This is a genomic window from Serratia sp. Tan611, from assembly GCF_905188235.1.
GTDB classification, from domain to species: domain Bacteria; phylum Pseudomonadota; class Gammaproteobacteria; order Enterobacterales; family Enterobacteriaceae; genus Serratia_B; species Serratia_B rhizosphaerae.
Map to the genome: position 1 here is coordinate 3320884 of NZ_LR994655.1, position 12875 is coordinate 3333758.

The 12875-nt window shown below is 61.9% G+C and carries 9 protein-coding genes and 1 pseudogene; 2 read left to right on the forward strand and 8 right to left on the reverse strand.

Going from position 1 to position 12875, the window contains the following annotated elements:
- The first annotated feature begins 341 nt into the window (after window positions 1–341).
- Window positions 342–1664 carry an aromatic ring-hydroxylating dioxygenase subunit alpha gene (locus TAN611_RS15725; RefSeq protein WP_105233441.1) on the forward strand — a complete coding sequence of 441 codons (1323 nt, stop codon included), beginning with the start codon at window positions 342–344 and terminating at the stop codon, window positions 1662–1664.
- An 88-nt stretch (window positions 1665–1752) separates the two neighbouring features.
- Here TAN611_RS15725 and TAN611_RS15730 read toward each other — a convergent pair whose 3' ends face one another.
- The 6 genes from TAN611_RS15730 to TAN611_RS15755 are packed head-to-tail and all read right to left on the reverse strand — an operon-like array spanning window position 1753 to window position 9442.
- Window positions 1753–2556 carry an electron transfer flavoprotein subunit beta gene (locus TAN611_RS15730; protein WP_203066712.1) on the reverse strand — a complete coding sequence of 268 codons (804 nt, stop codon included), beginning with the start codon at window positions 2554–2556 and terminating at the stop codon, window positions 1753–1755.
- On the reverse strand, window positions 2546–3784 hold the full coding sequence (locus tag TAN611_RS15735; protein WP_203066713.1) for an electron transfer flavoprotein subunit alpha/FixB family protein: 1239 nt from the start codon (window positions 3782–3784) through the stop codon (window positions 2546–2548). Before TAN611_RS15735 ends, TAN611_RS15730 begins: the two co-directional genes overlap by 11 nt.
- The gene (locus tag TAN611_RS15740; protein WP_203067792.1) at window positions 3784–5742 is read right to left on the reverse strand and encodes a (Fe-S)-binding protein; all 1959 of its coding nucleotides are present in this window, start codon (window positions 5740–5742) and stop codon (window positions 3784–3786) included. Before TAN611_RS15740 ends, TAN611_RS15735 begins: the two co-directional genes overlap by 1 nt.
- 40 nt (window positions 5743–5782) lie before the next feature.
- Complete coding sequence (dgcA, locus tag TAN611_RS15745) at window positions 5783–7846, reverse strand: dimethylglycine demethylation protein DgcA (protein ID WP_203066714.1); 2064 nt, start codon at window positions 7844–7846, stop codon at window positions 5783–5785.
- A gap of 56 nt (window positions 7847–7902) precedes the next feature.
- Window positions 7903–8433 (reverse strand): 4-vinyl reductase, encoded by a 531-nt coding sequence (locus tag TAN611_RS15750; RefSeq protein WP_105231883.1) that lies wholly within the window; start codon window positions 8431–8433, stop codon window positions 7903–7905.
- 31 nt (window positions 8434–8464) lie between these two features.
- Window positions 8465–9442, reverse strand: coding sequence for a dipeptidase (locus tag TAN611_RS15755; RefSeq protein ID WP_187044385.1), 978 nt, complete (start codon window positions 9440–9442; stop codon window positions 8465–8467).
- Window positions 9443–9544: 102 nt separating this feature from the next.
- On the opposite strand from TAN611_RS15755, the pseudogene TAN611_RS15760 reads away from it, so the two are divergent.
- Window positions 9545–9661: pseudogene (locus TAN611_RS15760) on the forward strand (AbrB/MazE/SpoVT family DNA-binding domain-containing protein); the annotation flags it as partial.
- A gap of 151 nt (window positions 9662–9812) precedes the next feature.
- On the opposite strand, the gene TAN611_RS15765 reads toward TAN611_RS15760, so the two are convergent.
- Window positions 9813–10967, reverse strand: coding sequence for a GlxA family transcriptional regulator (locus TAN611_RS15765; RefSeq protein WP_105231885.1), 1155 nt, complete (start codon window positions 10965–10967; stop codon window positions 9813–9815).
- Between the two features lie 290 nt (window positions 10968–11257).
- Window positions 11258–12634, reverse strand: a complete 1377-nt coding sequence (locus TAN611_RS15770; protein ID WP_203066715.1) for an L-serine ammonia-lyase — start codon at window positions 12632–12634, stop codon at window positions 11258–11260.
- Window positions 12635–12875: the final 241 nt, after the last annotated feature.

Below are 12875 nucleotides of genomic sequence, written 5' to 3' on the forward strand. Positions count from 1 at the left end.
GAATGCTTCCTGTGGGCCAGGTGTCGATGAATAGCTCGCGATGGTTCGGCGCGGCCGCAATACGGACTGAATTTTCAGTTCAACCCCCCTTTGCCATTTACTTATTCACGACATCGAGATATCTGAAAAAACCACCGGACAACAATACTTTCCCTCGACGTCTCTAACGGAGGGGATCGATGTCGCAGCCAGAACATTCCTTATTCTCGACCGGGTGCAGCATCTGATCCAACAGTGACCCATTTCTCCAATGGGGTGACCGGGAACGGGGCGTTGTTGCAACCAGGATGCGTCCGCGCGCGGGCGCGAAACACTTTGATCTGAATGAGAAGAGCAACATCATGAGTCATAACGATCTGCTGAATATCACCTGCGCCAGCATTACCGATGCGCGCGAACAGATGGCCGACTTGCTCAAAAGGCGCCAGCCGAACTATTCGCTGCCGCAGCCGCTGTATAACGATCCGGCCCTATTCCGCATTGATATGGAGGAAGTGTTTCAGAAAGAGTGGCTGTTCGTTGGCATGACCAGCGAAATCCCGAAAAAGGGCGACTATTTCACCCTTGAAATCGGCCAGAACCCGGTGCTGGTGGTGCGCGACGCCGACGGCGCGGTCAACGCTTTCCACAATACCTGCCGCCACCGCGGCTCGCGCATCTGTCAGCAGCCGCGCGGCAAGGTAGCGAACCTGGTCTGCCCGTACCACCAGTGGACCTACGATCTGAAGGGCAACCTGCTGTTTGCCGGCACCCATATGGGGGACGGCTTCGAGCCGCGTCAGCACGGCCTGAAGCCGGCGTTTTGCCGCACCGCCGGTGGTTTTATCTTTGTCTGCATCGCGGAGCAGCAGCCGGAATCCGACTTCGATGACTTCCTGGCGACGCTCGAAGAATATATGGCGCCGTACGACGTGGAGAACACCAAGCTGGCGACCGAATCCGAGATGTATGAAAAGGCCAACTGGAAGCTGGTGCTGGAAAATAACCGCGAATGCTACCACTGCGCAGGCAGCCACCCGGAACTGCTCAACACCCTGCTGGAGTGGGACGACACCAACGATCCGCGCGCCACGCCGGAGTTTATCGACTACTACAACCAGCAGGCCGAACGGTGGGATCAGGAAGGGATCCCGCATCGCCACCAAAGCTTTGGCCAGCGCAACCGCATCGTGCGTATGCCGCTGAAACCGGGGGCCAACGTGATGACCATCGACGGCAGCGAAGGCTGCACCAAACTGCTCGGCCGCATTCAGAGCCGCCAGTTGGGATCGATGCGCATCCTGCACCTGCCCAACTCCTGGAACCACATGCAGAGCGATCACTTTATCGTGTTCCGGGTGCTGCCGATCTCGGCCCAGGAGTCACTGGTGACCACCAAATGGTTTGTGCATAAGGATGCGGTGCCGGGCGTCGATTACGATCCGGAGCGCCTGCGCCAGGTCTGGGATGCCACCAACGATCAGGATCGCGTTCTGGGTGAAGAGAACCAGCGCGGCATTAACTCCATCGGCTATCAGCCCGGTCCTTACTCCGAAACCTACGAGTTCGGCGTGATCAACTTCCTGGAGTGGTACAGCGATACCGTGCTGAAAAATCTGGGCGAGACGGATAACAGCGAGCACTACCCGATCGGCGTGCCCGACGTCGAACGACAATATGGCTGATTCCCCTTTGCCCCGGCCCTCTCGCCTGAGAGGGCCGGGCAACGGTACGATCTTTTCTTGGTATAAAAAACAACCTGAACAACACGCCTCACCGGCCGCCGCGCACCACGCCTTCCTCCAACAGCAGATCGAATATCGCCTGTGCCATCTCAGGCGCCGGCTTATCGCGCAGGATACGGCCGCCGTCGCCCTGCGACTTCGCGGTCGCCGCCTTGAAACGGTCGGCGGCGGTTTTCGCCTTCACCACCTGCAGGCGCTTCGGCCGCTTGCGGGCCGGCGCTTCGCTCCACTGCGCCCTGACCTCATCGGGACAGGCAATGCCTGCCGGCGTGCTTTCCAGCCGCGCCCGGCTGGCGGGGCCAAACGCGCTCTGGCGCGGCGCCGGCGCCGCCATATCAACGCTGGCGATAAACGGCAGCGGCACCCTGAGCGCCCGGCGCTGGCCGCGCGGCAACGCCTGCAGCAGCTGCGCCTCGCCGCCATCGACAGCGACAATATCGGCAATGCCGGTCACCACCGGCATGCCCAGCGCCTCCCCCAGCAGGTAAGGCAGCATACCGGACGATTCGCCGCTCTCGGCCCGTACGCCGGTCAGGATAATATCCGGTTTGTCCTGGCTCAGATAACGGCACAGCGCCGGCACCACATCCGCATTCTCCTCCTGATCCAGAACCCGCAGGACGTCCAGCCCCATCCCTGCATAGCTGCGCAGCGCCTCGGCTTGAGGATCGCCCGCATGAAGCACCTCCAGCCCGTCAGACGCCAGCGTCATGCCCAGCTCGACGGCCCGGGCGTCCTGCCCAGCGCGGCGCTCGCGCGCAGAGCCGGGGTGCTTGCCAATCGATACCAGCGCTGTCACGCGCAGGTCTGCATGATGCTTTTCAGGCTGCATGTTCAAACTCCCCCTGATGGTGCTCCCTGACCAGCCGGATCAGCTGGGCCATAATCTCGCTGCTGTCGCCAATCACGCTGAGCGCCGCGCGCTTCACCATATCGCAGCCGGCATCGGTGTTAATGGCGATCACCTTGTCGCACTGCCCGATGCCCTGCAAATGCTGAATGGCGCCGGAAATGCCCACCGCCACATAAACCCGGGCGGTGACCCAGGTGCCGGTAGCGCCAACCTGACGCTGGCGCGGCATATGGCCATCGTCCACCGCCACCCGGCTGGCGCCTTCCGTCGCGCCGAGCGCTTCGGCGCACTGGTGAAACAGCGTCCAGTCCTGCACACCGTTGCCCGCCGAAAGGATAAACTCCGCCTCTGCCAGCGCCACCGCGTTGGGATCCACCGCCACCTGCCCGTCATCACGAATGCGCGCCGCCACGCTTACCGTCTGCTGCAACTGCACCGGCAATGCCTCGTGGCGGGTTTCATCAACCGGTTCGGCGCACTCCGATGCCAGCAGTAGCATACGCGGCGTGGCGCGGGTAATATCGGTGCTGCCGCCGGCGCCGCGGCAGACGCTCTGTGCGGCATCAACCCGCCAGGCCTGCGTCGCCGGTCGTTCGCCAAGACGCGCCGCCAGCCGGCATCCCAGCTCAAAGCCGCCGGCTACGCTGTCCGGCAGCAGCCAGTGACGTGGTGCAAACTGGCTGTCGACCTCGTTCAGGGCGGCGACCCGCAGCTCCGGCGCATACGCCTGATAGCCGTCGCCGTTCAGTTCCAACAGCCGGTCGACGCCAGCGGTATCAAACGCCTGTTCGCGGTGATCGCCGAACACCACGGCCAGCACCGCTCCGGCGCCGCCGATTTCGCGAATCAGCGCATGGGCCTGACCCAACACATCCCGGTCGTGATCGCTCAGCCGGCCACCCTCCATATCGGGCACTACCGCAATGTAGTATTCCACCTGCTCCACCCGGTGCAGCGGCAGCGCCGTCGTCTGCAGCGCGCTGACCGTCCGCGGCCCGGCGCGGCCGACCGGCGCGCCGACATTCATCCGGTCAATGCGGCGGAGGCCGTTCGGGCCGATAAAACCTACGGCGTGCGGGTTGCGGCGAATCAGCCCGGACGGGCCACGTGATTCGCCCGCCGGCATCATCATTGCCGCATGCTGCGGGTGCAGGCGGTTGCGCGCAATCCATTCGGCGCGCGGGTCTCTGCGCAGAATCTCGCTCATCAGGCTACCTCCATCGCAGGTTGTTCACTCTTGCGCCTGGCCGCCGGCGGTGCGCTCGGCTCCACCAGCGCCTCGGCCACCAGTTCGGCAATATCCTTCACCACCGGACGCGGCTCCACCACGCCTTCAAGCATCGCGGTGCACTGCTGACAGCCGACGGCGACCAGTTCGGCGCCGGTGGCGCGGGCATCCTCCATGCGCATATCGGCAATCCGCCTCTCGCCGGGGATATCGGTAATCGGCGCGCCGCCGCCACCGCCGCAGCAGCGGGAACGAAAGCCGGAACGTTCCATCTCGGCCGGCTGAATACCCAGTTCCGCCAGCAGCTCGCGGGGGGCTTCATATTCGCCGTTATAGCGCCCCAGATAGCAGGGGTCGTGCCAGGTCACGCTGCCGCCCTTGTAGTCATTCAGGGTCAGCAGCTGCGCCTTCACCAGCTCATTGATAAAGGTGGTATGGTGCAGCACTTCGTAATCCGGCTTCTCGCCTTCGGGGCTGAATTCCGGGTACTCATTGCGCAGGCAGTGAAAAGCGTGCGGATCGGTGGTGACGATGCGGTTGAAGCGGTATTTGCCCAGGGTGGCGAGATTACGCTTCGCCAGCCGTTGGAAGGTGGCGTCATCCCCCAGACGGCGCGCCACGTCGCCGCAGTCCAGTTCTTCGTCCCCCAGCACGGCAAAGTCCACTCCCGCCGCCTTCAGGATCTTCACAAAGGCGCGCAGAATGCGCTGGCTGCGCATATCGAATGCGCCGTCGGAGACCCAGAACAGCACGTCCGCCTGCTTCACCTCTTTCATCACCCGCAGGTTCTGATCCGCCGCCCAGTTGGTGCGGCTGCGCGGGTTAAAACCGTTCGGGTTGTCGGTCACGATCAGGTTATCCAGCACTTCGGCCCCCTTGTTCGGGGTGCTGCCTTTCTCCAGCGTCAGGAAGCGGCGCATATCAACGATGGCGTCCACGTGCTCGATCATCATCGGGCACTCCTCAACGCAGGCGCGGCAGGTGGTGCAGGACCACAGCGTCTCCGGACTGATCAGCCCGGAGACGATAGGCTGATGCGGAGCGCCGCACGCCTTGCCGACCTCGATGCCCGGGTAGGGGCTGCCGGCAAAACGGGCGTCCGAGCCGCCGGCCAGGCCAACCACCATGTCCTGAATCAGTTTCTTGGGGTTCAGCGGCTGCCCGGCGGCAAACGCCGGACACACCGCCTCGCAGCGGCCGCACTGCACACAGGCGTCGAAACCGAGCAGCTGGTTCCAGGTAAAATCGGCGGGCTTCTCCACCCCCAGCTTCGGCGCAGCCAAATCCACCGCTTTCAGCGCGGTGGAACGTCCGCCGCCAAAGCGCTCCGGCCGCCGGTGAAATGCCAGGTGCAGCGCGCCGGCAAAAGCGTGCTTCATCGGCCCGCCCCAGGCCATGCCGAACAGCAGTTCCACCAGCCCCCAGACGATCCCGCCGGCCAGCAGCGCCGCCAAGAGCCAGCCGCCGCTGCCTTCAGGCAGGATGCCCGCCGCGGGCAGCGTGGCGATAAAAAAGCTGGCCGCGAAGACCAGCAGGCTTTTCGGCAGCCGCATCCACGGCCCCTTCGACAGCCGCGCCGGCGGATGGCGACGGCGGCGATAGACAAACAGCGCCCCGGTCAGCATCAGCGCCAACGCACCTAACAGCGCGCCAGCCAGCCAACGGCTATGGATGCCGAACAGGTGAACCGCCAGGATCAAAAGCATCGACAGCACAAAGCCGCCCGCGGTCGCCACGTGGGTGTTCGACATCACCTTATCCCGCGCCACCACATGGTGCAGATCCACCAGATAGCGGCGCGGCATCGCCATCAGCCCGGCCAGCAGGGCCACTTTTTCCGGCCGGCCGGCGCGCCAGAGGCGGATCCGCCGGATCATACCGACCGCCGCCAGCAGCAATGCCATCACCAGCAACACGGGGAGTAATCTGTCGAGTATCATGGTGTCCTCTCTCGCAATAAGCCGGGTGGGCGTTGGGTTACAGATCCTTGCACAGGCGCAGTGCGTCGTAGATCGCCGCATGGACGTTGCGCTGCGACACACAGTCCCCCAGCCGCCAGAGGATCATGCCCTCGCCCGTCTCTGCCAGTACCGGCTGCGCCTGAGCGGCAAACAGCGCCTCGTTATCGATCTGCCCCTGATTGCGCGATTCCGCCTTCAGCTGGTAGTACAGCTCTTCGTTTGGCCGGGTGCCGTTTTCGACCACCACCTGGTCCACCACCCGCTCCTCTTTCTGGCCGGTGTACTCGTTTTCCAGCACCGCCACCAGCTTGTCGCCTTCGCGGTATACCGCCTCCAGCGCCAGATCCGAGGTCATGATCACCGCCTTTTCATACAGGCTGCGATAATAGGTCGGGAAGGTGGTGCCGCCGATGCCGACGCCGGGCTTGATATCATCGGTCACCAGTTCCACCAGCGCCCCTTTGGCGGTCAGGTAGTCGGCGGTCGACATGCCGGTGAATTCACAGATGGTGTCGTAAATCAGCACGTTTTTACCCGGCTCGACGGCGCCGGTCAGGATATCCCAGCTGGACACCACCCGCCCGTCGTCCGCGCCCCATTCCGGGTTTTGCTCCAGGAACGGACGACCGCCGGTCGCCAGAATGCAGACATCCGGCCGCAGATCGCGCACCGTGGCGGCATCCGCTTCGGTATTCAACTGAATCGCCACTCCCAGCCGCTGCAGCTCCATCGCCAGCCAGCGGGTAATACCCGCCATCTGATCGCGCTGCGGCGCTCTGGCGGCGATCGATACTTGCCCGCCCAGCTCCGCGCCGCGTTCCAGCAGCGTGACCTGATGACCGCGCTCGGCCGCCACCCGCGCCGCCTCCATCCCGCCGGGACCGCCGCCGACCACCACCACCTTGCGCTGCGGGCCGTCGCTCTTGGTAATACTATGCGGCAGCCCCATATACTCGCGCGAGGTCGCCGCGTTCTGGATGCACAGCACGTCCAGCCCCATATACTGGCGGTCGATGCAGTAATTGGCGCCCACGCACTGGCGAATCTGGTCAACCTGATTCAGTTTGATCTTGGCGATCAGGTGCGGATCGGCGATATGGGCCCGGGTCATGCCGACAAAATCAACATAGCCCTGCTCCAGAATGCGCTGCGCCTGGTTCGGATCCTTGATGTTCTGAGCGTGGATCACCGGCACCGACACCACGTCTTTGATCCCGGCCGCCAGGTGCAGGAACGGCTCCGGCGGGTAGCTCATATTCGGAATAACGTTGGCCAGCGTGTTATGGGTATCGCAGCCCGAGCCGACCACGCCAAAGTAGTCCACCATGCCGGTTCCGTCGTAGTAGGCAGCGATCTGCTTCATATCCTCATGGCTCAGGCCGTCAGGGTGGAACTCATCACCGGTGATGCGCATGCCCACCACAAAATCCGGGCCTACCGCTTCGCGCACCGCCTTCAGCACTTCCATACCGAAACGCATGCGGTTTTCAAAGCTGCCGCCCCACTCGTCGGTACGCTTGTTGACCCGCGGCGACCAGAACTGATCGATCATGTGCTGATGCACGGCGGAAAGCTCCACGCCGTCGAGGCCCCCCTCTTTGGCGCGCACCGCCGCCCGGGCGAAATCGCCGATCACCCGCCGGATCTCTTCCACCTCGATGGTTTTGCAGGTCGCGCGGTGCACCGGCTCGCGAATGCCCGACGGCGACATCAGGTTGGGCCAGTTTTCACCGTCCCAGCGTGAGCGACGCCCCATATGGGAAATCTGGATCATGATCCTGCCGCCGTGTTTGTGCACCGCATCGGCCAGGTTCTGGAAATGAGGGATGATGCGGTCGGTCGACAGGTTCACCGAGCTCCACCAGCTCTGCGGGCTGTCGATCGACACCACGCTGGAGCCGCCGCAGATACAGAGGCCGCAGCCTCCTTTCGCTTTCTCTTCGTAATATTTGACGTAGCGATCGGTGGTCATGCCGCCGTCGGTGGCATACACCTCGGCGTGGGCGGTACTGACGATGCGGTTACGGATGGTCAGCTTATTGATATTCAACGGCTGGAACAGGAGATCAAACTGGGACATGGCAACACCCTGATTCAATGCTTAAACCCAGGCCGCCCGCAGGCGGCCATCGCGTATTACAGCGGCGTTACCTCAAACACGCCGTAGTCACTTCCCTCTTCGGCAGCGCTCCGGGTCTGGACCGCCCGGGTTCTGACCGCATAGCCCAGGCTCTGGGCTACCTGATCCATGGCGCCGGCGAACCAGCCGGTAAACATGTAATCGACTTTGCGGTTGACCTTGCCGTACTGATAAACAAACGCGGAGTGTTCCAGACGGATACGGGCCGTGCCCTGCTCCAGATCGAGCGCCTCGATGATAAACAGCCCCCAGCCGCGCTGGGAGAGCCGTTTCATATAGTGCTCAAACACCGCAGCGCCGCTGATGCCGTGGGCTTCCGCCTCCTTTTCACACCAGTAGTAGGCGGATTTGTAACCCGCCTTATACAGGATCGCCGCATAGCGTTCTGCGCCAATCTCTTCTTCAATCGCCATATGGTTGTTGACGAAAAAGTGACGCGGTACGTACAGCATCGGCAGCGCATCGCTGGTCCAGACGCCGGTTTCGTCGTCCACCGCAATCGGCAGTTCAGGTGCATGTGAGCTCATGGTTTCTCCCGGACAATCTTCATCTTGGCGGTTATTCGCCCCATACCTCAGCCAGAACGCGGACCCAGTTCTCGCCCATAATCTTGCGCACCTGATGTTCGCTGAATCCGTGACGCAGCAGGGCCTCGGTCAGATTGGGGAATTCACCAAGGGTGCGGATCCCTTCAGGGTTGATGATCTTGCCGAAGCTGGTCAGATGGCGGGCGTAACCTTTGTCATGGGTAAGCCACTCGAAAAAGGCCTGATCCTGGCCCTGGGTGAAGTCGGTGCCGATACCGATCTGATCCTCTCCCACCAGGTTGAAGATGTATTCGATGGCCTCGACATAGTCGTCGATGGTGGAGTGAATGCCGTTTTTCAGGAACGGCGTAAACATGGTGACGCCGACAAAGCCGCCGTGATCGGCAATAAACTTCAGCTCCGCATCGGACTTATTGCGCGGATGATCCTTCAGGCCGGAAGGCAGACAATGCGAATAGCAGACCGGCTTTTCCGACGCCAGAATCACCTCTTCAGAGGTTTTGGCGCCGACGTGGGAGAGATCGCACATGACGCCGGCACGGTTCATTTCCGCCACCACTTCCCGGCCGTAGCCGGACAGACCGCCGTCGCGCTCATAGCAGCCGGTGCCCACCAGGTTCTGGGTGTTGTAGGCCATCTGCACCACCCCAACGCCAAGATCCTTGAATATCTGCACGTAGCCGAGCTGATCCTCAAAGGCATTAGCATTCTGGAACCCCATCAGCACGCCGGTCTTGCCCGCCGCTTTGGCGCGGCGAATATCGTCGGTGGTGCGCACCTTTATCACCAGATCCGAATTCTGCTCGAGCAGCGCGTTCATCGCGACGATATTGTCCACGGTGCTCTGAAACCCTTCCCAGACCGACACCGTACAGTTCGCCGCGGTCAGGCCGCCGCGCCGCATATCCTCAAACAGCTCGCGATCCCACTTCGCAATCACCAGACCATCGATAATAATGGCGTCGTTGTGCAACTGTTCTGCGTCCATCTTTTCACCCCCTGTCTGTAACGGCCAGAGCGGCCCTGATGTTTGACAGCATAGGGTTAACCCCACAAAGAAAGTGTTCTGAAAACGTCACCTGACTGACCCAGAGCGCAGCCGGCGCCGAGCTATCTGGATTCTGCAGGCGTCAATGAACCGGAGATCGCCCGCGAAGGCGACGCCATCATCCTGCGGCCGGTAAAGCCGAGCTGGGGTTCGTTCCTGTAGGAAGAGAAAGCCGATGCGGACGTTATGACGGAACGTGGAGGACGCGTCGAGCCATAGGCCACGCCCACATGCTGGAAGACTGGGCTACATAGCCGCCGCCCGCCCGTTGCGGGCAGGCGGCAGCAGAATAAGCATGATGTTCAGCACTTCAGGGCGGCGAGCTCCAGCCCAGCGTCACCGAACCGTAGGTCGGCTCAAAGCGCGCCTCGCTCAGGGCGCGCACCGCCACCGCCGACGCCACGCGCTCCTTCTTGCCGTTCAGGCCGGGCAGCGCAGTGGTCACCAACTGCGGCAGGGTTTCGCTCAGCACCTGGCTGCGTATACCGCGTCGCTCCTCGCGCGGCGGAATGCCAATATGCTCGCGGTAGCATTTGCTAAAGTGCGGCGTCGAGACAAAACCGCAGGCCAGCGCGATTTCGATAATCGACATCGAAGTCTGCTTCAGCAGTTGCCGCGCCCGGAACAGGCGGAGTTTCATATAGTAACGGGAGGGCGAGCATTGCAGATACTTCTGAAACAGACGTTCAAGCTGGCGCCGGGACAGCCCCACATAGGTGGCCAGCTCGTCCAGATCGATCGGCTCTTCGATATTGGCCTCCATCAGCGACACCGCCTCCACCAGGTTCGGCTGCGCGGTCCCCAGCACGTGGCGTAGCGGGATGCGCTGGTAGTCCGACTCGTTGCGCACCCGATCGCAGATAAACATCTCCGAGATCGCCGCCGTCAGCTGATAGCCAAAATCGCGCTTGATCATGCTGAGCATCATATCCATCGGCACCGTGCCGCCGCTGCAGGTCATGCGGTCGCGCTCGATAACGAACAATTGATTGGTACATCGCACTTTGGGATAGGCTTCCTGCATCGAGGCGATACACTCCCAATGCGCGCTGCAGTGGTAACCGTCCAGCAGCCCGGCTTCCGCCAGCAGATAAGGGCCGGTACAGACGCCGCCAATCAGAATTTGCTTGCGCGCCATCGCCTGCAGCCAGCTCACCTGTCGTCGGCTGTAGCTGCGGGTAATATTGACGCCGCCGACCACGATCAGCACATCCAGCGCGCTGGAATCGGCCATGGAGCAATCCGGCGTAATGTGAATGCCGTCGCTGGCCATCACCACGCCGCCATCCTCGCTGATGGTATGCCAGTCATACAGCTCGCGGCCGCTTAACTGGTTCGCCATGCGCAGCGGCTCAACCGCCGTCGCCAGCGCCATCATGGTGAAATTGTTCACCAGTAAAAAACCAACGGTATGCGTCTTATTGTTATTGATAGAATCCCGGGATGATGCATTTGTTTCAGACATATGCTCTTGCCTCTGTGGTCTCTCGTCAGGAGAGGGAACAAACGGGTCTGATACTTCTTCACTTCCACAGAAAACAATAAGGCAACAAATGTGCCACTTCCTTTTTACATTTAAAATGTATGCGCAATATCTCGATAATCATTCATCGATAGTGATTTAGCGCCGCTGTTGCGATTAAAAAAACAGAGGTGGCACGGTTTATGCTGATCGGATAAGGCCGGGGTAATTCCCTGCCACCCCATGCTTTTTTGGTGCATCTGCCCAATAAACGGGCAGACATCAGGCAACCTTCAGCACTCTATCGCGTTCACCGCCAGACCGCCGCGCGACGTCTCCTTATACTTGTCCTGCATATCCCGTCCGGTATCGCGCATGGTGCGGATCACTTTATCGAGCGAAACAAAGTGCTGTCCGTCTCCCCGCAGCGCCATCTGCGCGGCGTTGATCGCTTTCATCGCGGCGATGGCATTGCGCTCAATGCAGGGCACCTGCACCAACCCGGCCACCGGATCGCAGGTCAGCCCCAGGTTATGCTCCAGCGCAATCTCCGCCGCATTTTCCACCTGCTCCGGCGTACCGCCCAGCACCTCGGTCAGCCCGGCGGCGGCCATGGCACAGGCTGAGCCGACCTCGCCCTGGCAGCCCACCTCTGCGCCGGAAATCGAGGCATTTTTCTTACACAGCGCCCCTACCGCCGCCGCTGCCAGCAGAAAGTCCACCACGTCCTGCTCCTGCGTCTGCTCGCTGAAGCGCATGTAATACATCAACACCGCCGGCACGATACCGGCCGCACCGTTAGTGGGCGCTGTCACCATACGCCCCCCTGCAGCGTTCTCCTCATTGACCGCCAGCGCATAGAGATTGACCCAGTCCATCGCCGACAGCGTGGTGCCAATCACATTCGCCCCTGTCGCCCGCTGCAGGGAACGATACAGCCCGGGAGCACGGCGCTTGACGTTCAGCCCGCCCGGCAGGACGCCCTCATTCTCCAGCCCCTGGGCAATACAATCCTGCATCGCCTGCCAGAGGGCGGCGATACCGGCGCGGATTTCGGCTTCATCGCGCCATACCTTTTCATTTTCCAGCATCAGCTCACTGATTCTTAACCCCTGCCGCCGGCAGTGCGCCAGCAGTTCCGCGCAGGTGTTAAAGTCGTAAGGCAGTTCCACCTGCGGCACCAGATGCGCGCTCGCGGTGGCCTCGCTCTCATCCAGCACAAAACCGCCCCCTACCGAATAGTAGGTGTTCTCATACGCCACGCCCCGCGAGTTGAAGGCGGTCAAACGCATGGCGTTGGGATGATATGCCAGCACTTCATCAACGAAATGCAGATCGCGGTTCCAGTCAAACTCCACGCCAGCCCCGCCGGCCAGGGTCAGAAAGCCGGTTTCGCACACCGCTCGGATCGCGGGGTCGATAGTGCGGGGATCGACCGTTTCCGGCGACTCGCCCATCAGCCCCATCAGCGTCGCCTTATCGGTACCGTGCCCCACGCCGGTGGCGCTCAGGGAGCCAAACAACGCCACCCTGACGCGCGTCACCGCATCCCGCACGCCCTGCTCGCTTAACTGCCGGACAAAGCGCTGCGCGGCACGCATCGGCCCTACGGTATGTGAACTGGAGGGGCCGACCCCAATCTTGAACAGATCAAAGACGCTGATACTCATTACCTTCTCCCGAGAGCCTGAAATGTCAGCGTCCATTATCGCTGCGGACGCAGGTCAGGAAATGCCGATTCACGACGTTTTCAAGCGTCACACCGACCGAAAATCACCGCCGCTCCTCGCCTGAGCCGCATGTCGCAAATCGACCCCGTCAAGACGTTGACAGGCATTTCACACCGCCATCCCGTCGCTATCATCCGTCTTGGACGGGCTGACTAACCAGAGGCCGTGTCCAGCCCCACGC

Bases quoted from the DNA above. Each gene is read 5' to 3' on its own strand.
- TAN611_RS15725 (WP_105233441.1), top strand. From the start codon at position 342: ATGAGTCATAACGATCTGCTGAATATCACCTGCGCCAGCATTACCGAT.
- TAN611_RS15730 (WP_203066712.1), bottom strand. From the start codon at position 2,556: ATGCAGCCTGAAAAGCATCATGCAGACCTGCGCGTGACAGCGCTGGTA.
- TAN611_RS15735 (WP_203066713.1), bottom strand. From the start codon at position 3,784: ATGAGCGAGATTCTGCGCAGAGACCCGCGCGCCGAATGGATTGCGCGC.
- dgcA (WP_203066714.1), bottom strand. From the start codon at position 7,846: ATGTCCCAGTTTGATCTCCTGTTCCAGCCGTTGAATATCAATAAGCTG.
- TAN611_RS15750 (WP_105231883.1), bottom strand. From the start codon at position 8,433: ATGAGCTCACATGCACCTGAACTGCCGATTGCGGTGGACGACGAAACC.
- TAN611_RS15755 (WP_187044385.1), bottom strand. From the start codon at position 9,442: ATGGACGCAGAACAGTTGCACAACGACGCCATTATTATCGATGGTCTG.
- TAN611_RS15765 (WP_105231885.1), bottom strand. From the start codon at position 10,967: ATGTCTGAAACAAATGCATCATCCCGGGATTCTATCAATAACAATAAG.
- TAN611_RS15770 (WP_203066715.1), bottom strand. From the start codon at position 12,634: ATGAGTATCAGCGTCTTTGATCTGTTCAAGATTGGGGTCGGCCCCTCC.